Raw genomic sequence first — 20,577 nt, 5'->3', positions numbered from 1 at the left:
ATGGACGCTGAGACAGAAGCTGAATTCGAACTTCCGCAACTCTACAGGCATCACGTGTTTGCCTGTTACACCCAGCGACCGCCCAGCCATCCGCGCGGCAGTTGCGGCGCGTCCGGCGCGGTGGCCTTGTGGGACCGGATGGGCAAGGCGCTCGAGGCGCAAGGCCTGACCGATATCGGCTTCACGGCCGCCGGCTGTCTGGGCTTCTGCAGCGCTGGGCCGCTGATGGTGGTCTATCCTGACGGGGTTTGGTACCGGCCGACCACGACGGAGGACATCGACGAAATCGTCGAGTCCCATCTTAAGCAGGGCCAGCGCGTCGATCGCCTGGTGATGGTGCTGAAGCGAAACTAGGGTTCAGCAGATCCTTCGCGATGACATTGTGGCCGGCGGCTTCGAGGGGGCGGATCTGGCGGGCGTTGGTCGCGCAGCCCGGCTTTTGATAAAACACGACCGTGGTCATGGGATTGCCTATTTCAATACGCTGAGCTGAACGATCGGCGCCGCGCCGCCACGGCCCAGAATGGTATCCACTTTCCTGCGGACGGATTCCAGCGTGAGCGGCTTGACCAGGGCGCCATGCGCGCCGGCCTTGATGCCTTCGACCGCCGTCACCTCCTCGGATTTGTCGCAGACAATGAGGATGCGAACGCCGGCAAATTTCGCGGCAAGTTCGCCTATCAGCGCCGGGCCTCGTTGCTTCAGGAAGGAAACGCCGAGCAGGACCACGTGTGGCTGCAGCCAGTCGACGCCCTTGACATAGGCGTCCTCCGGCGTCGCCAGTTCATGCGTCTCGATTTCGTCGTGCAGCATGAACTGCAACGCTGCGCGGGTAACATCGTCCTCGTCCACCACGAACACGCGTCGCTGGTCCACGGCTTTGGCTGTCTCGACGCCGATCTGCATCACCATTCTCCTCACTTCGCCCAACAGGCGCTGTTCGAGGGTGTAGCAATTTCCGTTCCGTCAGCGGCACGACGCAAATGTCATGCACATCGGCGTCCGCAGCCGATATCGCCGCCGATGCGTGTCCGGTTCCTGACAGAGCTTCGAACTCTGTCAGGTTCAAAACACCGCTGCGATTCTCGATCCGCGAGTTTTCCGAAGGCCAATCAAGCGGTTAAAGCGTGCGATCAGCGCTGGCACGGCCGTTGCTAATCAGATGCAGCAACACTGAGTGAGGGCTGAGAGCACGCCGACGCGCTAGACGAGCGTTGCTCTCCTTCCCGTAACCCGTGTGCCCCGTTTCTGAGAGAGAAACAAGCTCGCGCGGAAACGCCCGCGCAATCTTTGGCAATCGGTTCATGGAGAGCAACATGTCTTCACTGAGACAAATCGCATTCTACGGCAAGGGCGGCATCGGCAAGTCGACGACGTCGCAGAACACGCTGGCTGCGCTGGCCGAAATGGGTCACAAGATCCTGATCGTCGGCTGCGACCCCAAGGCGGACTCGACCCGTCTGATCCTGCACGCCAAGGCGCAGGACACCATCCTGAGCTTGGCTGCGAACGCCGGCAGCGTCGAGGACCTCGAGATCGAGGACGTGATGAAGGTCGGCTACCAGAACATCCGCTGCGTGGAATCGGGCGGTCCGGAGCCGGGTGTCGGCTGCGCCGGCCGCGGCGTCATCACCTCCATCAACTTCCTGGAGGAGAACGGCGCCTATGAGGACATCGACTACGTCTCCTACGACGTGCTGGGCGACGTCGTGTGCGGCGGCTTTGCCATGCCGATCCGCGAGAACAAGGCGCAGGAGATCTACATCGTGATGTCCGGCGAGATGATGGCGATGTATGCCGCCAACAATATCTCCAAGGGCATTCTGAAATACGCCAACTCCGGCGGCGTGCGGCTCGGCGGCCTGGTCTGCAACGAACGGCAGACCGACAAGGAGCTGGAGCTGGCGGAAGCTCTCGCCAAGAAGCTCGGCACCCAGCTGATTTACTTCGTGCCGCGCGACAACATCGTGCAGCACGCTGAGCTGCGCCGCATGACGGTGCTGGAATATGCCCCCGATTCCAAGCAGGCCGACCACTATCGCAACCTCGCGTCCAAGATCCACAACAATGCCGGCAAGGGCATCATCCCGACCCCGATCACGATGGACGAGCTCGAGGACATGCTGATGGAGCACGGCATCATGAAGGCGGTCGATGAGTCCGTCGTCGGCAAGTCCGCCGCCGAACTCGCAGCTTCCTAAGCGACGCCAAGGTGCCGGCCCCCCGGTTGGAGGCCGGCACACCTTCCTCGCCGAGATGGGAGCGTGATTTGATCGCAGCGGGTACGCAAAGGACTGTGCAGGACAACGCTGCCGGACTGCTTGCCCCGGCGTCGGCCGAGCTTGTCGAACATTTGGGGATTGCGACCTATCGCCTGTTGAAGGGTTGTGATCCCGCGGATGCCAAGATCACGGACGATGACGCGTTTGACCGCCACGTTCTGGCGTCGATCTTGGCTGCCGCTGCCATGGATGGCGGACCGATTGCGGCCCGCGCGGGTCTGAATTCGCAGGATCTTTCTGCTCTCGTTGCGGAATATTTTCCAAACGCTCTGATCTATCTCTCATCGTGGTGCAGCGGCACCGAGGCAGCCGAGGATGACGAAGTCGGCATGGTGCGCGAACTCCTGCTCGGACAGCGTTCGACGTCGGGCGATATCAGCCTCTGGCTGGCTGCAATGGTCGCCCGGCGCGCGGTCGAGCCGAACCATTTGTGGGAAGACCTCGGCTTGCGCGATCGCAATGAGCTGTCGCGCCTCTTGATGCGCCATTTTGCGCCGCTCGCCTCGCGCAACACCAGGAATATGCGCTGGAAGCGCTTCTTCTATCGCATGCTCTGCGAGGATGACGGCTTCGTCATGTGCACGACGCCGGTCTGCACCCAGTGCAACGACTTCGAGCTGTGCTTCGGGGAGGAGAGCGGCGAAAGCCGCATGGCCGAGCGTCGGCGGGATGTCCTGATCGAGGCGGTCGCTTCAGCCGTTCCGTCGAGCCCGCTCGCGTGACCGGAGCTTCCCATGGATAGCTTACAGACGGACAGTTTAAAGGCGCGTTTTTCGATCCATGAGCCGGCGGATCTGACAGCTGTCGAGGACGCGCGGCCGGAGTTGGCAGAGCCGGATGAATGCGTTGCCTGTCCCGACGCGGGCTGCAAGGCCATGCTGGTCGCGGCCGGGCTGCGGCCGACCCGACAGCGCGTTCTGTTGAGCCATCTTCTGTTCTCAAGGGGCGACCGCCACGTCACAGCGGATATGCTCTTCACCGAGGCCTGCGATGCCGGCTGTCCAGTGGCCCAGGCGACGGTCTACAACACGCTGAACCAGTTCACCCAGGCTGGCCTGTTGCGCCGGATCGGACCTGACGGGTCGCGCTCCTTCTTCGACACCAACACCACGCCGCATCCTCACTACTACCTCGACGGCGAAGACATGCTGCTCGACATTCCCGAGCAGGATGTCGCGCTGTTGAACATGCCGGATGTTCTGCCGGGCCATGAGGTGTCGCGGGTGGATCTGATCATCCATCTGCGCCGCAGACGCTAGCGCGCGCCTGACGCGTCGGCTTTGCGACGCTGTCGGATTTGCGACATTCGCAAGCCAGCAAATAACTTCATCATTTCAATTGTTTATCGCGATCTATGCCGTGGCATGCGCGTTGCTGAACCTGAGCTGACCAAGAAGAAAACGGAGCTTCGCATGATTGCCGCCGATAACCGCGCCAAATCGTCCTGGCTTGATCGCGCAGCGACTGATCCGGTCGTGCTGAACGACACCACCTTGCGCGATGGCGAGCAGGCGCCCGGGGTGGCCTTCACCACGACCGAGAAAGTCTCGATCGCGAGCGCATTGGCACGGGCCGGCGTCACGGAAATCGAGGCCGGCACGCCCGCGATGGGGCCGGAGGAAATCTCGGCCATCCGCGCCATCGTGGAGGCCGGCCTTCCGCTCACCACCATCGGCTGGTGCCGCATGCGCAAGACGGACGTCGATGCAGCGATCGAGGCCGGTGTCTCCATGGTCAATGTCTCGATCCCGGCCTCCGACGTGCAGATTGCGGCCAAGCTCGGCGGCGACCGCAGCGCTGCGCTGGACCAGGTCAGGCGTGTGGTCGGCTACGCGCGCGAACGCGAGCTGGAGGTCGCCGTCGGAGGCGAGGATTCCTCGCGCGCCGATGTCGACTTCCTGATCGAGCTGATCGCAACTGCAAAGGCGGCAGGCGCCAAGCGCTTTCGCATTGCAGATACGCTGAGCGTACTCGATCCCGACACCTCCTATGCGCTGATCGCTCGCCTGCGCGCGACCACCGATCTCGAGCTCGAATTCCACGGCCATGACGATCTGGGTCTTGCCACCGCCAACACGCTTGCCGCGATCAAGGGCGGTGCGACGCATGCGTCCGTCACTGTCATCGGGCTCGGCGAGCGCGCCGGAAACGCGCCGCTGGAGGAAGTCGCGGTCGCGCTGAAACAGCTTTACGGTCGCGACACCGGCGTTGTCCTGTCGGAGCTCGACAATGTCGCTGCCGTGGTCGCGGCTGCAGCCGCGCGAGTCATCCCACTCAACAAGGCGATTGTCGGCGAGCACGTCTTCACCCATGAGTCCGGTATCCATGTCGATGGGCTGCTGAAGGATCAGCGGACCTATCAGTCGCTGGACCCGCATTTGCTCGGCCGCTCCAACCGGATCGTGATCGGCAAGCACTCCGGCCTGTCGGCGATCAATGCGCTGCTCGCGGAGCTCGAGCTGTCTGTCAGCGCCGACGAGGCGAGGGGCATCCTGTCGCGTGTCCGAAAGCATGCGGTCGAGAACAAGGGGCCGGTGGCGCGCGAGACCGTGATGGCGATCTGGCGCGACGTCTGCCGGCGTCCACTCTCCAACTGGGCCTGAGTGCGATATGTCCAGCATCGTAACCGTCGATCCGGTCCAGGCTGCGGACGCCAAGGCGCGCGAACCCTCGCTGCTGGCGCGGATCAGGGAGGATATCGCCTGCGTCCGCCTGCGCGATCCAGCGGCGCGCAGCCAATTGGAGACGTTGCTGACCTATCCCGGCATCCATGCCGTTATCTGGTATCGCCTCGCACACCGCCTCTGGATCACGGGCTGGCGCTTTCCGGCGCGGCTCCTGTCGTGGTTTGGCCGCTTCCTCAGCAATGTCGACATCCATCCCGGTGCGACCATCGGCTCGCGCTTCTTCATCGATCACGGCGCCTGCGTCGTGATCGGCGAGACCGCCGAGATCGGCAATGACGTGACGCTGTATCACGGCGTGACCCTCGGCGGCGTGTCGTGGTCGTCAGGCAAGCGCCATCCGACGCTGGAGGATCGCGTGGTGGTCGGCGCCGGCGCCAAGATATTGGGTCCGATCACGATCGGCAGCGGGGCGCGGGTCGGCGCCAATTCGGTGGTGATCGAGAGCACGCCGCCCGAGGTCACGGTCGTCGGCGTGCCGGCCAAGGTGGTACGGCCGCAACGCGGCCACCATCGCTTTGTCGGTCATATCGACCTCGACCATCATTTGATGCCAGATCCCGTGGGCGACGCCATCGCGGTGCTGCTCGACCGCGTCGAATTTCTGGAGGCGCGGCTCGGCCATCTCCAGCAGCGTTTGCGCGAGGGGCAGGCGGCGTCCATTCCCGATCGCGGCCAAAGCCGAGCCTGAAGGAGATTATCGATGGATCACGCGAATGCTAACTCGACCGGCATCCTGGAGCGCTTGCACAAGGCCTCCTCGGCCGAGGACTTCTTTTCGCTGCTCGGCGTTGCCTACGATTCCCGGATCGTCAACGTAGCGCGCCTGCATATCCTCAGGCGCATGGGGCAGTATCTGGCCGCGGAAACTTTCGACTGCACCGCGGAAGCCGACATCGCCGCGCGATGCAAGAGCGTGCTGGAGCAGGCCTATGCCGATTTCGTGGTGTCCTCACCGATCGACCAGCGGGTGTTCAAGGTGCTGAAGGATGCGGTCGCGCAACCGGCGAAGCCAGCGCCTGCTTTCGTTCCCCTGAGCGTGCTGAAGTGACAGCGCATCGGCTCTGTCGCATTTCCGACGCATGTCGGAATCACGCCGGGACCGGATTAAACGAAAATCATCAGCAATTCCGCCAAGGCATTGGATTGACGCGTGATTTCTGAAGTGACGGCAAACTGGTACGGCGCTTGCTGTTCTCGTCTCAAGCTCAATTGCTCCGTCGCCAACCTAAAGTCCTGGAGAAGCGCATGCACAGTGTCGTCTGCATCAAGCAGGTCCCTGATTCCGCGCAGATCCGCGTGCACCCGGTCACGAACACCATCATGCGCCAGGGGGTGCCGACCATTATAAACCCCTACGATCTGTTCGCGCTCGAGGCGGCTCTTGAGCTGCGCGACAAGTTCGGCGGCGAGGTCACGATTCTGACCATGGGGCCGCCATCGGCCGAGGACAGCCTGCGCAAGGCACTAACTTTTGGCGCCGACCGCGCCGTGCTGTTGACGGATCGCTTCTTCGCCGGCGCCGACACACTGGCAACAACCTATGCGCTCGCCACCGCAATCCGCAAGATCGGTCAGGAATACGGTAAGCCGGACATCATCTTCACAGGCAAGCAGACCATCGATGGCGACACTGCACAGGTCGGCCCTGGTATCGCTAAGCGCCTCGGGCTGCTGCAACTGACCTACGTCGCCAGGATCGGTGCGCTGGATCTGCAGGCGCGCTCGCTCGAGGCCGAGCGCCGCGCCGAGGGCGGCGTGCAGGTGCTGCGGACCAAGCTGCCGTGCCTGATCACCATGCTGGAAGCGACCAACCAGATCCGCCGCGGCGCCATGGCCGACGCCCTGCGTGCCGCGCGCGCCGATATCGTGAAATGGAGCGCGCAGGACGCTGGCGTGGAAGACATTTCCAAATGTGGCCTCAGGGGCTCGCCGACCATCGTCAAGCGCGTCTTTGCGCCCTCGGCGCGGGCCGAGAAGGCGGCATTCGTGGAAGCCGCCGAGCAGCCTGCGGACGCCCTGATCGAGGCCATCTTCAAGCGCCAGCCCACGTTAGAGGCCGATCTTGCGGCGCTGGCGCGCGGATTCTGAAGGGAGTTGAGCGATGAGCAATGCAGCCAAAACTCCCGCGCCGGCCGCGGGCGGACGCGCCGCCACCAAGAAGGAGCTGCCCGAGCATTTCAAGGCCTATAAGCACGTCTGGGTCTTTGTGGAGCAGGAACGCGGCCAGGTGCACCCGGTGTCGTGGGAGCTCATGGGCGCGGGGCGCAAGCTTGCCGACAAGCTCAAGGTTGATCTCGCCGCCGTGGTGATCGGTCCTGAAGGCGAGGCGACGCGCAACGCCGCCGTCGAGTCATTCTGCTACGGCGCTGATCTCGCCTATGTCGTGGCCGACCAGGTGCTCGCCGATTACCGCAACGAGTCCTACACCAAGGCGCTGACCGACCTCGTCAACACCTACAAGCCCGAGATCCTGCTCTTGGGCGCGACCACCTTGGGGCGCGATCTCGCGGGCTCGGTCGCCACCACGCTCCTCACCGGACTGACGGCCGATTGCACCGAACTCGATGTCGACGCCGACGGCTCGCTCGCCGCGACGCGCCCTACGTTCGGCGGATCGTTGCTCTGCACGATCTATACGTTGAACTACCGTCCGCAGATGGCGACCGTGCGCCCGCGCGTCATGCCGATGCCGGAGCGGATCACGTGCGATCCTGGGCGCATCGTCATTCATCCGCTTGGCCTGGTCGAGGATGACATCGTCACCAAGGTGTTGTCGTTCCTGCCGGATCGCGAGTCCGCAAAGTCCAATCTCGCTTATGCCGATGTGGTCGTCGCCGGAGGCCTCGGGCTTGGATCGCCGGAAAACTTCCAGCTGGTGCGCCAGCTCGCCTCTGTGCTGGGCGCCGAATATGGCTGCTCGCGGCCGCTGGTGCAGAAGGGCTGGGTCACCTCAGATCGCCAGATCGGCCAGACCGGCAAGACCATCCGGCCCAAGCTCTATATCGCCGCCGGTATCTCTGGCGCAATCCAGCATCGCGTTGGCGTCGAGGGCGCGGACCTGATCGTCGCCATCAACACCGACAGGAACGCGCCGATCTTCGATTTCGCCCATATCGGCATCGTCAGCGATGCGATCCGGATGCTGCCGGCACTGACTGAGGCATTCCGTGCACGGCTGTCGCCGCACTCGCGTGACCGCATCGCAAGCTAGCGTCAAAACCAGGGAGAGCCCTATGATCGAGGAAAAGTTCGACGCCATCGTCGTCGGTGCCGGCATGGCGGGCAACGCCGCCGCGCTCACCATGGCCAAGCGCGGCATGAAGGTGCTGCAGCTCGAACGCGGCGAATATTCCGGATCGAAGAACGTGCAGGGCGCGATCCTTTATTCGGACATGTTGGAGAAGCTGATCCCGGATTTCCGCGAGGATGCGCCGCTGGAACGCCATCTGGTCGAACAGCGGTTCTGGATGATGGACGACCGCGCCCATATCGGCTTGCACTACCGCTCCGACGACTTCAACGAGGAGCGGCCGAACCGCTACACCATCATCCGCGCCCAGTTCGACAAATGGTTCTCATCGAAAGTGCGGGAGGCCGGCGCGACGGTTCTGTGCGAAACCACCGTGACCGAGCTCGCGCAGGATGCCTACGGCCGCGTGATCGGTGTCCGCACCGATCGCCGCGACGGCGAGATCCATGCTGATGTCGTCGTGCTGGCCGAAGGCGTCAACGGCCTGCTCGGCACGCGCGCTGGGCTGCGCCAGACGCCGAAGCCAGACAAGGTCGCGCTCGCCGTCAAGGAAATGCACTTCCTGCCGCGCGAGACCATCGAGGCGCGATTTAATCTAAAGGGTGACGAAGGCGTCGTGATCGAGGCCGCCGGCACCATTTCCCGGGGGATGACCGGGATGGGCTTCATCTATGCCAACAAGGAGTGCATCTCGCTCGGGATCGGCTGCCTTGTTTCCGACTTCCAGCGCACCGGCGAGACGCCCTATGGCCTGCTCGATCGCTTCAAGCGCCACCCGTCGGTCGCGCCGCTGATCGAAGGCTCGGAAGTGAAGGAGTACGCGGCGCATCTCATCCCCGAGGGCGGCTTCAAGGCGATCCCGCAGCTCTATGGCGATGGCTGGCTTGTGGTCGGCGATGCCGCGCAGCTCAACAATGCCATTCACCGTGAGGGCTCCAATCTTGCAATGACCTCGGGCCGAATTGCCGGGGAAGCCATCTTCCAGGTCAAATCGCGCCGCGATCCCGCGACGGCCGCGAACCTCTCGCTCTACAAGAAGATGCTGGATGACTCCTTCGTCATCAAGGATCTGAAGAAGTACAAGGACATGCCGACCTTGATGCACACCAATTCGCAAAACTTCTTTCTCACCTATCCGCGGCTGGTCTCGAAGGCGATGCAGAATTTCGTCCGCGTCGATGGCACGCCGAAAATCGAAAAGGAGAAGCTGACATTGAAATCCTTTGTCAGCGCCCGCTCCTGGAGCGGGTTGTTCGGCGATGCGTTCCGCCTGGCGCGCGCCTGGCGATGATGGCCGCGAATCATTCTAACGATGGAGGCTGAAACATGAGCGTCGAGACAGCAGTGCGCGTCGAGGACAAGCTGTTCTACAACCGTTATCTGGTCGATGTCGGTCGTCCCCACATCAAGGTGAGGGCGCATACGACGCCGTCGCCGCAGCTGCTCGCTCTTCTGAAGGCTTGTCCGGCTCGCTGTTATGAGCTGAACGACAAGGGCCAGGTCGAGGTCACCGTCGACGGCTGCATCGAGTGCGGAACCTGCCGGGTCATCGGCGAGCCGTCCGGCGACATCGAATGGAGCTATCCGCGCGGCGGCTATGGCGTTTTGTTCAAATTCGGCTGATGATCAAAAAGCTGGAGCAAGGCGCCGAAAGGGATACGAAATGAAACTCAGCGCACGCAATATTTTGCCCGGCCGCGTCATCGCGGTCACCAAGGGAACGACGACGGCCCATGTCAAAGTCGAGTTGGGGCCCGGATTGACCGTTCTGTCCGCGATTACCAAGAGGCAGTCGACGATCTCGACCTGAAGGTTGGTGACAGCGTGTCTGCGGTGATCAAATCATCGGACGTTATGATTGGAAAATAGCTGGAGAGCGCGCCGCCGTCGCTGACCGTGCGCGTACCCGAGCAATGCGCGCGGACAGATCGCGCCACCAGCCCTCTACAACCGATCGGTCGCAGAGCAGGGTGGTGCCGATATCGCCGGTGAAGGCGCGCCAATCGGCGAGACATTTTTCAGGAACAGCGGTGAGCAGCGGGACGCCCGCCATGATCGCCTCCGCGAACTCCGCGCGCAGGCCCTTTCCCGAGGCCTCCTGCTTGGAGAATTTGTTGATCACGAGCAGGTCGACCTCTGCGCTGATCGCGCGTGCAACGGCGACCGCCGCTTCGGCAAGGCCGCCGGCGTCGAGCTTGCAGGCCATCGCGCCGCTGCCGAGCGGCTGGCAGATGGAGATCTCACGGCCGGTCATGAGGTCGACCGCGAGCATGCCGGTCTTGCCGTTCGCACCCTTAAGATTGCGCTGGGCGACACCGCCGACGCGTACGCCCTCCCGCGACAGGCTTTCGGCGATATCGGCCAGCAGCGTGTCGACGTCGTCCTGCGACCGGTAGAGGACCGCGGCCACCCAGTTGGGATCGATCTCGGCGATATTGGCAATCATGGCTTGATCCTCATCCTGCTACTCTCATGCTGCAGCGCTCACTTGTCCAGCGTCTCGTTCCGGCGAAGGCGACGCCTCCGAGGGCGCTTCCAACGGTCGGTCGGAGGCTGCGACCAGCGAGACGCCCTTGACTTGAGCGAAGACGTCGAGACCGTCGCGAAAGCCAAGTGCATCCCACGATCGCCGCGTGATGCGCGCCAGAATCTGCGTGCCCGAGCCGCCGGTGCCGAGTGCAAGGACGACGGTGACCTCGCCGTGGCCGAGCGGGGCATGCGATCTGATGCGGGCGGGGAAAACGTTGAGAATGGAGCTCGCGTATGGCGCCTCCAGCGCCAGGCTCACGTCGCTCGCGGCAATCCTCAGCCGCTGGCGCACACCTGGTGCGAGCGGCGACGCTGGCACCAGCAGGCGCGCACCTTTGAGGCGGAGTGCGAGCAGGCCGTAGCGGCCGTCATAGCCGCTGACCACGGCCTCGCAGCTCACCGCGGAGTCGCGGCTTGCAGCGAGCGGCAGCGCCGGGTTGCTCTGCAGCGTCGCCAGCGGCCCAGCCGCCGCAACCGTGCCACGCTCCATCAGGACGAGATGATCGGCAAAGCGCTCAATCTCCGCCATATCATGGCTGATATAGAGCATCGGCAGCGCAAGCTTTTCATGGAGCCGCTCGAGAAAGGGGAGGATCTCGCCCTTGGCCGAGCGGTCCAGCGCCGCCAACGGCTCGTCCATGACCAGCAGCTTCGGTTGCGACAACAGCGCGCGGCCGATCGCCACCCGTTGCCGCTCGCCGCCGGAGAGATGCGCGGGCGCGCGGGTCAGCAGATGCGCGATGCCGAGCAGCTCCACGACCTCGTCAAAGCCGATCGGCACCGTGTCACGCTTCGGGGCCCCAAACAGCAGATTACGCTTGACCGACAGATGCGGAAACAGGCTCGCTTCCTGGAACACATAGCCGATCGGGCGCAGATGCGGCGGACGGAACGTCGTGTCATCCTGCCAGATCTCGCCGTCCACGGCGCAGAGGCCACCCGCAAGGCGCTTGAGCCCGGCGATGCAGCGCGCCACCGTCGTCTTGCCGCATCCGGAGGGGCCGAAGACGGCGGTAACGCCTTTGGCCGGCACGCTGAATTGAGCGTCCAGCGAGAATGTCCCCAGAGTGCCATTGAATGCGATCTCGATTCGGCCGGGCTTGGCTGTCCTCACGCGCGGGCCCTCGCATTGCGCTTGTCGATGAGCGCGACTGTCAAAATGACGGCGAAGGCAAAGATGACCATGCTGCCGGCAAGCCAGCTCGCCTCGCGCCAGCGCGCTTCCTCGACATAGTCGAAGATCGCGATCGACAGCACACGCGTTCGCCCGGGGATGTTTCCGCCAATCATCAGCACCAGGCCGAATTCACCGATGGTGTGCGCGAAGCCGAGCACCCCCGCCGTGAGGAAGCCCGGGCGCGCCAGCGGCACGGCAACGGTCCAGAACGCGCGGGCCGGGGAGGCGCGCAAGGTGGCGGCGACCTCGAGCGGGCGTTCACCCATGGCGACGAAGGCATTGCGGATCGGCTGCACCACGAAGGGCATCGAATACAACACCGAGCCGACAATCAGCCCCTCAAAGGTGAAGGCCAGCGTCCGCCCGCCCCAGAGCGAGGCGATCCAGCCGCCGGGGCCGTTGGGACCAAGCAATACCAGGAGATAGAAGCCGAGCACCGTCGGCGGCAGCACCAGCGGAAGCGCGACGATGGTCGCCACCGCTTCGGTCCAGATCGCCTTCGATCGCGCCAGCCACCACGCGAGCGGCGTGCCGATGATCAGCAGGATCACGGTGGTTGCGCTTGCGAGCTCGACCGTCAGCGCAACCGATTGCCAGATTTCTCCCGAAAGCCCGTCCATCGTGGTTTAGCTCTCGCCGTCCAGCACATAGCCATAGCGCTTGATGATGGTGCGGGCTTCCGGTCCCCTCAGGAAGTCGATGAAGGCGTGCGCCGCCTCGCTCTCGGCTCCGCTCTTCAAAAGAATGGCATCCTGCCGAATCGGCGCATAGAGCTCCTGCGGCACCAGCCAGCGCGAGCCGGTGTCGTCGGGCCCGAGCTGCGACAGCGCGACAAAGCCGAGCTCGGCATTGCCGGTCTCGACGAACTGATAGGCCTGGGTGATGGTCGCGCCCTCGACCAGCTTGGGTTGCAGCGTTTGGTAGATGCCGAGCGATTTCATGGCTTCGACAGCGGCTGCGCCATAGGGGGCGGCCGCCGGGTTGCAGATCGACAATTTGGCAAAGGACGCGGCCTTCAAGGTCTCCGCGCCTTTGACGAGGCCCGCGGTCTTGCTCCACAGCACCAGCTTTCCGATCGCATAGGTGAAGCGACTTTCTCTGATCGCAAGACCGTCCTCGATCAGCTTCTTGGGACGCGCATCATCGGCGGAGAGAAGCACCTGAAACGGGGCTCCCTGCGTGATCTGGCTGTAGAACTGCCCGCTCGCCCCAAAACTCAACACGGCTTGATGGCCTGTCTTCTCCGTAAAGCGCGCTGCGATTTCCTTGGCCGGCTCGGTGAAGTTGGCGGCAACGGCGACATTGATGTCGGCACCCCACACCTTGCCAAGCATGAGCAGCAGCAAGGCCGCATTGACCAGGATCAATCGAGCAAGTTTCATTTGCAAACTCCGTAAGGCCCTCGACGGTGCAGCCTCGCCGTCGCTTGAAAGGCCTTTCGACACCATCTCAGCAATCGGCATGCCGCGCGCGAAATCTGGTGCGCGCCTTGCTTAACAGCAGAAAACAACGTGCTTTCCTTCTGCGCTGGCGGAATGGCCACGCCGCCTTGTCGGGTTTGCGACATCGCCGTCTTCAATCGGACAGGGATGGCACGACAGGATGGAGATCAGGACGATGCCGGTCGCCTCACGTGCCGAGCTTGAGAGATTGCTTGCCGATGATGTGCCTTATGGCGACCTCACCACCGAGGCGCTCGGCATTGGTGCCGCGCGCGGCATCATGCGCTTTGTCGCGCGCGATCCGATGGTGCTGGCGCTTGCCGAAGACGCGGCCGCCATCATCGAGCTTGCAGGCTGCCGGGTCGAGCTGTTGGCCAGAACCGGCGACCGCCTCGCGCCGGGGTCGCCGATCCTCACCGCCCATGGCGAAGCAGCCGCGCTGCTCAAGGCCTGGAAGGTGGCGCAGACGCTGATCGAGATCTGGTCCGGCGTTGCGACCTCGACGTGCGCCATCGTCGATGCGGCGAGGGCGGTGTCGCCCGATATTGCAGTTGCCTGCACGCGTAAGACCATTCCGGGCACCAAGCCGTTTGCCGTTGCCGCGGTGAAGGCCGGCGGCGCCGTCATGCATCGGCTCGGCCTGTCGGAGACCGTGCTGGTCTTTCCCGAGCACCGCGCCTTCCTGGAGAAGGTCCCGTTGACGGAGATCGTCGAGCGTTTGCGCCGTGCGGCGCCGGAGAAACGACTGGTCGCCGAAGTGACCAGCTTCGCAGCCGCCGTGGAACTCGCGGTCGCCGGCTTCGACGTCATCCAGGCCGAAAAATTCGCGCCGGCCGAAATCGCGACCTTGGTGGCGCGCATGAAGGCGATGTCATCCGTGTGGAACCGACCCATCGTCGCCGCCGCCGGGGGCATCAATGTCGGCAACGTCGCGGCCTACGCGCAGGCCGGTGCCGACATCGTGGTGACGTCATCGCCATATTTGGCAAAGCCATGCGACGTTCAGGTGCGAATCGCGCTGGCCGAACCGGGCAAGCATCTGATGACTGAAGCGGCGTAGTGATTGAACAATTGCTGGCTATCCGGCGCCTTGCAATCGATCGCGTGAGATCAAGTAGATCTCAGCTGTCAATGCGGATCCTTGCGACGGCGAAAGCTTCCTGACACGTAGCGGTTCTTGCGCGGGCCCGACCTGACGCGCCAGTTTCCGGATGGCAACGGAGTGAACGTGGCCATGGCCGTGTGCACTCCCTATTTCGTATGCGCTACGTGTGCACTGAAAGGCCAAAACGGGTACAAACGTGTGCAAATTCGGTTAGTTTGGAGTGCACAGGTTCATGCGTCATCCTATTGAGAGACATAGAGTAAACGATTGAAATCGCAAGACTATCGCTTTTCCGTCGCCCCCATGATGGATTGGACTGATAGTTCAGGGTTTTCAATTCGTTAGAAGGCGGCGTGTGCACGATGTGTGCACCGAGAGATCAAGAAAAATCTTGTTACATCCGATCTGAGTAAGGGAGACGGAATGCATTGGACAGACCGGCACTGCCGACCGTGGGAGACGTGTCCAGCCGCGAAGACCTCAAGTGTCGGAGGTGGAGTCCTTCGGGTTCTTCTTCACGCCCTGACGGAGTGCTGCCGGCTCTATTCGAGATTAAGATTCCGAGCGGCACAGGCTAGTAGCGCTCGTCGCCCAAGCGGCATCAGTAGCTATCCGGCTGGTCACGAGCAGCGCGCCATATTCGTCCTTACCGCGAAGCGTTCTGCTCTTCAGGGTAAGGCTAGAATAGTCGGGGGTTCGAGTCGCTCCCCCGCTACCACGCGTGACCCATTATGATATCGGGCCTCCGGAAAGGCCCCTCCACCGACCAGCGCAGCTAACCGGCCTTTCACTTCGACCTCAAGGCGTTGCCCGGGTCCCCTCGGGTGAACGATGACGCTGTGGACGAGCGCTCGGAAATCGTCGATCAAAGGTCCACGATCGTCCTCCGCGCCGGCGTGGCCGGCCATAGTTTCGGCCAGCGTGTTGACGATCTCTATGTAGCGATCCAGGGTCGCTGGATGCAGCGCGATCGGGACGGGTGCCTCTTCGAGAGCAGCCAGTTCTGCCTCCACACGCAATCGTTCTTCCTTTAGCTCCGTGATCCGTCGCTTAGCGTCTTCCTCGGAAATCACGTATTTGATCACGAGGTCAATATTGCGTTGTCGCTCGCCTTCGATCCGATCACGTTTCGCCTCTAGTACCCACTTTCCTTGGATCGTGAGTCGAGATTCAAGATATGGATGATTCCTGAGGCAAGAGAAGTCCACCTTTCGCGGAAAGATCGCAAGGTGCTTGAGGCGTGTTGCCGCTCGCCGGTGACATTGCAGCGCGATTTGAAGCGGGCGCGGATAGTTCTGTTGACGGCGGACGGGCGCAGCACCCGGTCGATCGCCAAGGAAGTCGGGGTCCAGCTGCGGATTGTCAGCCTTTGGCGGCATCGCTATGCCGACCATGGCCTTGAAGGGCTGCAAGACAAGCCGCGGCCCGGCAAGCAGCCGGTCTATACGAAGGACACCGACAAGCGGATTCTGCAGCTGCTGGATAAGCCGGCCCCGCAAGGGCTTGCGCGCTGGACCGGCCCTCTGCTGGCCGAGGCCCTGGGCGATGTTGACGTCCAATATGTCTGGCGATTCCTGCGCAGCCACAAGATTGACCTCGGGGCTCGCAAGTCCTGGTGTGAGAGCAACGACCCGAACTTTACGGCCAAAGCCGCCGATGTCGTTGGCCTTTACATTGCCCCGCCGGCGAAGGCCATTGTGCTATGCGCGGACGAGAAGCCCTCGATCCAGGCCTTGGAGCGAGCGCAGGGCTATCTGAAGTTGCCCAATGGCCGCGCCTTGACCGGCCAGAGCCACGATTACAAGCGGCATGGCACCACAACATTGTTTGCGGCGCTCGAAGTCGCCACCGGAAAGATCATCGCTTCGCATTCAAAACGCCGTCGCCGTGTCGAGTTTCTCGGTTTTATGAACAGCCTCACCGCGGCCTTTCCGGGCCGAAAGCTTCACGTCATCCTCGACAACCTCAACACCCACAAGAAGAATGAGGACTGGCTCAAGGCCCATCCCAATGTGCAATTCCATTTCACGCCGACAAGTGCGTCCTGGCTCAACCAAGTCGAGGTATGGTTCTCGATCCTGCAGGGGCAGTCACTTAGCGGCACCTCCTTCACAAGCCTCACGCAGCTTCAGGAGCACATCGACGCCTACGTCGATGCGTACAACGACAAAGCCGAGCCCCTTCGTTTGGACCAAGAAAAAGGTCCGTCAACGCCGTTTCAAAGGCCGCCGTATCACTCAGCTCTGATTCCGGGTACTAGTCAAGACCACCAACTGCTTGATGCGGATCAACAGTCGGCCTCGTTCGTGGCGATAGTCTTCAAAAACATTGAGGTCGCCGCCATGCTGTTCCAGAATCGAATAGACGCCGGCCGGAGGCTTGCCGAGGCGTTGCTCAAATACAGGGATCGTGATCCGGTTGTGCTCGCGCTCCCGCGCGGAGGAGTGCCGGTTGCGGCCGAAGCGGCCCAGGCCCTGGATGCTCCGCTTGACCTTTTGCTGGTGCGCAAGATCGGCGTGCCCATCCAGCCGGAATTGGCCATGGGTGCCGTCGCCGATGGCGAACCGCCTAGTATCATTCGCAATACCGACGTGATCGAGGTTTGCGGCATCACCGCCGAGGAATTTGACGTCGTCTGCAACGAGGAGCTTGCCGAGATCGAGCGACGGCGCAAGCGCTATCTCGGCGATCGGGTGCGAGCTGAGATCAAGGGGAGGGTTGCGATCATCATCGACGACGGGATTGCGACCGGCGCCACGACGCTTGCGGCCATCCGGGCTGTTCGCGGGCGTGATCCGAAGGAGATCGTGCTCGCCGTTCCGGTTGCGCCGCTCGAAACCGTCAAAAGGTTGCATCCAGAAGTTGACGCGGTGATCTGTTTGGAAACACCTGAGGATCTCGGTGCGATCGGCTACTTCTACCGGGATTTTCATCAAATCAGCGATGACGAGGTGATCGCCACCTTGAAGCGATTCCCTGCGGAAAAGTCAGCGCATACCTCCTGAGACTCGCTGGAAGACAAGGTACCAGATGGAAGCTTCGGTCAGCCCGCTGCTGACGGATCTGTATGAACTGGCCATGATCCAGGCCTATCTGGAGTCCGGCCAGACCAGTACCGCGGTCTTTGAGTTCTTCGTGCGAAAGCTGCCGCCACAACGCGGGTTCTTGATCGCAGCAGGATTGGAGCAGGCGCTCGATTTTCTGCAGAACTTGCGATTCTCGGACGAAGAGCTGGGCTGGCTCGCACGAACCGGGAAATTCAGCACAAGGCTGGTCGATTATCTCGCCAATTTCCGCTTTACGGGCGAAGTGCATGCGATGCCGGAAGGAACCGCATTTTTCGAGAATGAGCCGATCCTGCGCGTGACCGCGCCCATGCCCGAAGCGCAGCTTGTCGAGACACGGCTGATCAACATCCTGCATTTTCAAACGCTGATCGCCTCGAAGGCGGCGCGCATGGTGCTGCTTGCACCCGACAAGCTCCTGGTCGATTTCGGCCTGCGCCGCGCCCACGGCGCGGAGGCCGGATTGCTGGCCGCCCGGGCCAGCTACGTCGCAGGTTTTGCTGGCACTGCGACCCTGCTTGCCGAGAAGTCGTTCGGCATACCAGCCTACGGCACGATGGCTCACTCGTTCGTTCAATCCTTCGATGACGAAGCTACCGCGTTCGAGGCCTTCGCGCGTGTTCGCCCCGCAAACCTTGTTCTCCTGATTGACACCTACGATACGGAAGCGGCTGCGAGGAAGGTGGTCACGCTGGCGCCACGGTTGAAGATATCGGGAATTGCCATAAGTGCGGTGCGGATTGACAGCGGCGATCTGGCCGCGCTGGCCAGGAATGTGCGCGACATTCTGGACGCGGGCGGTCTCAAAGATACCGGAATCTTTGTAAGCGGGGGCATCGACGAGCAAAGCTTAATCGCTTTTGCGCAGCTCAAAGCGCCCATCGATGGCATCGGCATTGGCACGAGCTTGACCACGTCTTTCGACGTGCCGGCGCTCGATTGCGCCTATAAGCTGCAGGAATATGCCGGTCTGCCGCGGCGCAAACGCTCGACGGGAAAGGCGACCTGGCCCGGCCGCAAGCAGGTCTGGAGGCGCTGTGAAAGCCAGGGCCGCATGATCGCGGACACGCTGTCGACCGAGGACGACCGGCACGAAGGCGACATTCTGATCCATCCGGTGATGTCGAGCGGCCGGCGCATCGCTCCACAGCCGTCGCTCAAGGACATTCGAGAGCGCGCACGCCGGGAACTGGAGCGGTTACCGCTGGAGCTCAGGACCACAAGAGCGTCGGTACCTTATCCGGTGCAGATCTCACCGGGACTTCAGCAACTGGCCACTATTTCGGACCGGCGAATGAACATGCCGGGGCCGAGGAATTGAAAGCTCTGACGTTGCGAGGTCATCATGCTGATCGGTGTGCCCAAGGAGATCAAACCGGAGGAATATCGCGTCGGGCTGGTGCCGACTACCGTGCGCGAGCTCGTCGACCGCGGCCATAGCGTTGAGATCGAAACACGTGCCGGCGAGGGGGCGGGCATTTCCGATGATGACTATGAGGCGGCCGGTGCGCGGATCGTTGGCAGCCCGGAGCAGATCTTCGCGAAGGCCGAACTCGTCGTGAAGGTGAAGGAGCCGCTCTCCGTCGAACGCCGGCAGCTTCGTCGCGACCAGACGATTTTCACCTATCTGCATCTGGCACCTGATCGGTCCCAGGTCGAGGACTTGCTCCGGTCCGGTGTCACTGCAATCGCCTATGAGACGGTGACCGATGCGGCCGGCAAACTCCCGCTGCTTGCGCCAATGTCGAAAGTCGCCGGCCGGATGGCTCCGCAAGTCGCGGCGAATGTACTGCAATATTTCCACGGCGGGCGCGGCATCCTGCTCGGCCCCGTCGATCGCGTGCCCCCCGCCAACATTCTGATCCTCGGCAGCGGCACTGTCGGGACCAGCGCGGCAGAGGTCGCGGCGGGCATGGGCGCGAACGTCACGGTAGCCGTGCGCAGTGCCGCTTCGGTCGAGAAACTCGCACGGCGCTTCGGCGACCGGATCGGTGTCGTAGTGGCAGAAAAGGACTCGATTGCGGAGCTTTGCCTATCTGCCGATGTCGTGATCGGCGCGGTCCTGATTCCCGGTGCGTCGGCGCCCAGGCTCATCTCGGCACAGACGATTGCGGCCATGAAGCGCGGCGCGGTCCTGGTCGACGTTTCCATCGACCAGGGCGGCTGTGCCGACACATCGCGGCCAACCACCCATGGGCGGCCGACCTATGTCGTCGATGACGTCGTGCACTATTGCGTCGCCAATATGCCGGGCGCAGTGCCGCGCACGTCGACCTTCGCCCTTAACGATGCCACGCGTCCTTTCGTGCTTGCCCTTGCAGACAAGGGAATTACGAGGGCGCTTCGGGACGATGCTGGTCTCCGCAACGGGCTCAACGTGCATAATGGCAGGATTACCTGCCGTCCCGTGGCCGACGCCCTTGGGTTGCCCTGCGCCGCACCCGAGGCCGTGCTCTAAGCCGCCGCGGACCTCTGATCTGCGTCAAAGGCGAGACGTCGATCCGTCCCTAGTTTGGAACGAGACGGAGATGCATCGATGCCGGTTCAGAACGCCGAAATTGCAGAGATGTTCGACCAGACCGCCGAGCTTCTCGAGATCAAGGGGGACAATCCCTTCCGCTCGCGAGCCTATCGAAACGCTGCGCGAGTGATCGAGCGGCTTCCAAAAAGTATCATCAACCTATTGAAGGCGGGCGAGGACCTGTCCGAGTTGCCGGGTATCGGCAAGGATCTGGCGGGCAGGATTGCTGGCATCGTCGCCACGCATCATTTCGATGTGCTGGATCGTCTCAAACGCGAATTGCCCGGAGATCTCGGCGAGATCGCAGCGCTTCCCGGCCTCGGCCCGAAACGGGTCAAGCTGCTCTACGACAAGCTCGGCGTCCGGACGCTGGAGGACCTCCGGCGGGCCGTAAAATCCGGTCGGTTAAGGGAGCTGCGCGGGTTCGGCGTGAAGAGCGAGCAGAAGCTCGCGGCAGCTCTTGCCAAGCCTCAGGCCGAAAGACGTTTCAAGTTGTCCGAGGCGGAAGCGGAGGCCGAG

The 20,577-nt window shown here is 62.7% G+C and carries 22 protein-coding genes and 3 pseudogenes; 18 read left to right on the top strand and 7 right to left on the bottom strand.

Going from position 1 to position 20,577, the window contains the following annotated elements:
- Nucleotides 1–354 carry a (2Fe-2S) ferredoxin domain-containing protein gene (locus VFB05_RS12745; protein ID WP_325012833.1) on the top strand — a complete coding sequence of 118 codons (354 nt, stop codon included), beginning with the start codon at nt 1–3 and terminating at the stop codon, nt 352–354.
- A 4-nt stretch (nt 355–358) separates the two neighbouring features.
- Here VFB05_RS12745 and VFB05_RS12740 read toward each other — a convergent pair.
- Nucleotides 359–463: pseudogene (locus tag VFB05_RS12740) on the bottom strand (arsenate reductase family protein); the annotation flags it as partial.
- An 8-nt stretch (nt 464–471) separates the two neighbouring features.
- Nucleotides 472–906: a response regulator gene (locus VFB05_RS12735; protein WP_325012831.1), complete on the bottom strand. Its 435-nt coding sequence runs from the start codon at nt 904–906 to the stop codon at nt 472–474.
- A gap of 410 nt (nt 907–1,316) precedes the next feature.
- Between VFB05_RS12735 and nifH the strand changes: the two genes are divergently transcribed.
- The 11 genes and pseudogenes from nifH (at nt 1,317) to VFB05_RS12680 (ending at nt 10,088) form a co-directional block, all read left to right on the top strand.
- Nucleotides 1,317–2,201 carry a nitrogenase iron protein gene (gene nifH / locus VFB05_RS12730; protein ID WP_325012829.1) on the top strand — a complete coding sequence of 295 codons (885 nt, stop codon included), beginning with the start codon at nt 1,317–1,319 and terminating at the stop codon, nt 2,199–2,201.
- 68 nt (nt 2,202–2,269) lie between these two features.
- On the top strand, nt 2,270–3,004 hold the full coding sequence (locus tag VFB05_RS12725) for a nitrogen fixation protein NifQ (RefSeq protein WP_414643192.1): 735 nt from the start codon (nt 2,270–2,272) through the stop codon (nt 3,002–3,004).
- 12 nt (nt 3,005–3,016) lie between these two features.
- The gene (irr, locus tag VFB05_RS12720) at nt 3,017–3,541 is read left to right on the top strand and encodes a Fur family transcriptional regulator Irr (RefSeq protein ID WP_325012827.1); all 525 of its coding nucleotides are present in this window, start codon (nt 3,017–3,019) and stop codon (nt 3,539–3,541) included.
- 153 nt (nt 3,542–3,694) lie between these two features.
- Nucleotides 3,695–4,885 carry a homocitrate synthase gene (gene nifV / locus VFB05_RS12715; RefSeq protein WP_325012825.1) on the top strand — a complete coding sequence of 397 codons (1,191 nt, stop codon included), beginning with the start codon at nt 3,695–3,697 and terminating at the stop codon, nt 4,883–4,885.
- Between the two features lie 7 nt (nt 4,886–4,892).
- Complete coding sequence (gene cysE / locus VFB05_RS12710; protein ID WP_325012823.1) at nt 4,893–5,657, top strand: serine O-acetyltransferase; 765 nt, start codon at nt 4,893–4,895, stop codon at nt 5,655–5,657.
- A 12-nt stretch (nt 5,658–5,669) separates the two neighbouring features.
- Entirely contained in the window at nt 5,670–6,017 is a 348-nt protein-coding gene (nifW, locus tag VFB05_RS12705; RefSeq protein ID WP_325012821.1) for a nitrogenase stabilizing/protective protein NifW, read from the top strand.
- Nucleotides 6,018–6,214: 197 nt separating this feature from the next.
- Nucleotides 6,215–7,057, top strand: a complete 843-nt coding sequence (locus tag VFB05_RS12700) for an electron transfer flavoprotein subunit beta/FixA family protein (RefSeq protein WP_325012819.1) — start codon at nt 6,215–6,217, stop codon at nt 7,055–7,057.
- A gap of 13 nt (nt 7,058–7,070) precedes the next feature.
- Nucleotides 7,071–8,180 carry an electron transfer flavoprotein subunit alpha/FixB family protein gene (locus VFB05_RS12695; RefSeq protein WP_325012817.1) on the top strand — a complete coding sequence of 370 codons (1,110 nt, stop codon included), beginning with the start codon at nt 7,071–7,073 and terminating at the stop codon, nt 8,178–8,180.
- 22 nt (nt 8,181–8,202) lie between these two features.
- Nucleotides 8,203–9,510 carry an FAD-dependent monooxygenase gene (locus VFB05_RS12690; RefSeq protein WP_325012815.1) on the top strand — a complete coding sequence of 436 codons (1,308 nt, stop codon included), beginning with the start codon at nt 8,203–8,205 and terminating at the stop codon, nt 9,508–9,510.
- Between the two features lie 35 nt (nt 9,511–9,545).
- Nucleotides 9,546–9,842, top strand: coding sequence for a ferredoxin family protein (locus VFB05_RS12685; protein ID WP_325012813.1), 297 nt, complete (start codon nt 9,546–9,548; stop codon nt 9,840–9,842).
- 40 nt (nt 9,843–9,882) lie between these two features.
- Nucleotides 9,883–10,088 (top strand): annotated as a pseudogene (locus tag VFB05_RS12680) (TOBE domain-containing protein).
- On the opposite strand, the gene VFB05_RS12675 reads toward VFB05_RS12680, so the two are convergent.
- From VFB05_RS12675 to modA, 4 genes are read right to left on the bottom strand one after another with little or no spacing between them, the layout of a single operon-like run.
- A complete protein-coding gene (locus VFB05_RS12675; RefSeq protein WP_325012811.1) occupies nt 10,072–10,665 on the bottom strand; it encodes a DUF2478 domain-containing protein in 594 nt (197 codons plus the stop codon). The pseudogene VFB05_RS12680 and the gene VFB05_RS12675 sit on opposite strands and share 17 nt — an antisense overlap.
- A 24-nt stretch (nt 10,666–10,689) precedes the next feature.
- Nucleotides 10,690–11,862 (bottom strand): molybdenum ABC transporter ATP-binding protein, encoded by a 1,173-nt coding sequence (modC, locus tag VFB05_RS12670; RefSeq protein WP_325012809.1) that lies wholly within the window; start codon nt 11,860–11,862, stop codon nt 10,690–10,692.
- A complete protein-coding gene (gene modB / locus VFB05_RS12665) occupies nt 11,859–12,545 on the bottom strand; it encodes a molybdate ABC transporter permease subunit (protein ID WP_325012807.1) in 687 nt (228 codons plus the stop codon). Before modB ends, modC begins: the two co-directional genes overlap by 4 nt.
- Before the next feature lie 6 nt (nt 12,546–12,551).
- Nucleotides 12,552–13,307, bottom strand: a complete 756-nt coding sequence (gene modA / locus VFB05_RS12660) for a molybdate ABC transporter substrate-binding protein (RefSeq protein ID WP_414643191.1) — start codon at nt 13,305–13,307, stop codon at nt 12,552–12,554.
- Between the two features lie 235 nt (nt 13,308–13,542).
- On the opposite strand from modA, the gene modD reads away from it, so the two are divergent.
- Nucleotides 13,543–14,427: a ModD protein gene (gene modD, locus VFB05_RS12655; RefSeq protein WP_325012805.1), complete on the top strand. Its 885-nt coding sequence runs from the start codon at nt 13,543–13,545 to the stop codon at nt 14,425–14,427.
- A 713-nt stretch (nt 14,428–15,140) separates the two neighbouring features.
- Here the strand turns inward: modD and VFB05_RS12650 are convergent.
- Nucleotides 15,141–15,557 carry a hypothetical protein gene (locus VFB05_RS12650; protein ID WP_325012802.1) on the bottom strand — a complete coding sequence of 139 codons (417 nt, stop codon included), beginning with the start codon at nt 15,555–15,557 and terminating at the stop codon, nt 15,141–15,143.
- 96 nt (nt 15,558–15,653) lie between these two features.
- Between VFB05_RS12650 and VFB05_RS12645 the strand changes: the two are divergent.
- From VFB05_RS12645 to VFB05_RS12625, 5 genes and pseudogenes are all read left to right on the top strand, one after another.
- Nucleotides 15,654–16,719: pseudogene (locus tag VFB05_RS12645) on the top strand (IS630 family transposase).
- Nucleotides 16,720–16,814: 95 nt separating this feature from the next.
- On the top strand, nt 16,815–17,477 hold the full coding sequence (locus VFB05_RS12640; protein WP_325012800.1) for a phosphoribosyltransferase: 663 nt from the start codon (nt 16,815–16,817) through the stop codon (nt 17,475–17,477).
- 25 nt (nt 17,478–17,502) lie between these two features.
- On the top strand, nt 17,503–18,858 hold the full coding sequence (locus tag VFB05_RS12635) for a nicotinate phosphoribosyltransferase (protein ID WP_325012798.1): 1,356 nt from the start codon (nt 17,503–17,505) through the stop codon (nt 18,856–18,858).
- A gap of 24 nt (nt 18,859–18,882) precedes the next feature.
- Complete coding sequence (gene ald / locus VFB05_RS12630) at nt 18,883–19,995, top strand: alanine dehydrogenase (RefSeq protein ID WP_325012796.1); 1,113 nt, start codon at nt 18,883–18,885, stop codon at nt 19,993–19,995.
- A gap of 78 nt (nt 19,996–20,073) precedes the next feature.
- A partial coding sequence (locus tag VFB05_RS12625; RefSeq protein ID WP_325012794.1) for a helix-hairpin-helix domain-containing protein occupies nt 20,074–20,577 on the top strand: 504 nt, incomplete at its 3' end.

This window comes from Bradyrhizobium sp. (assembly GCF_035652035.1).
In the GTDB taxonomy this organism is placed as follows: Bacteria; Pseudomonadota; Alphaproteobacteria; order Rhizobiales; family Xanthobacteraceae; genus Bradyrhizobium.
This window is presented reverse-complemented; position numbering and strand designations above follow the sequence as displayed.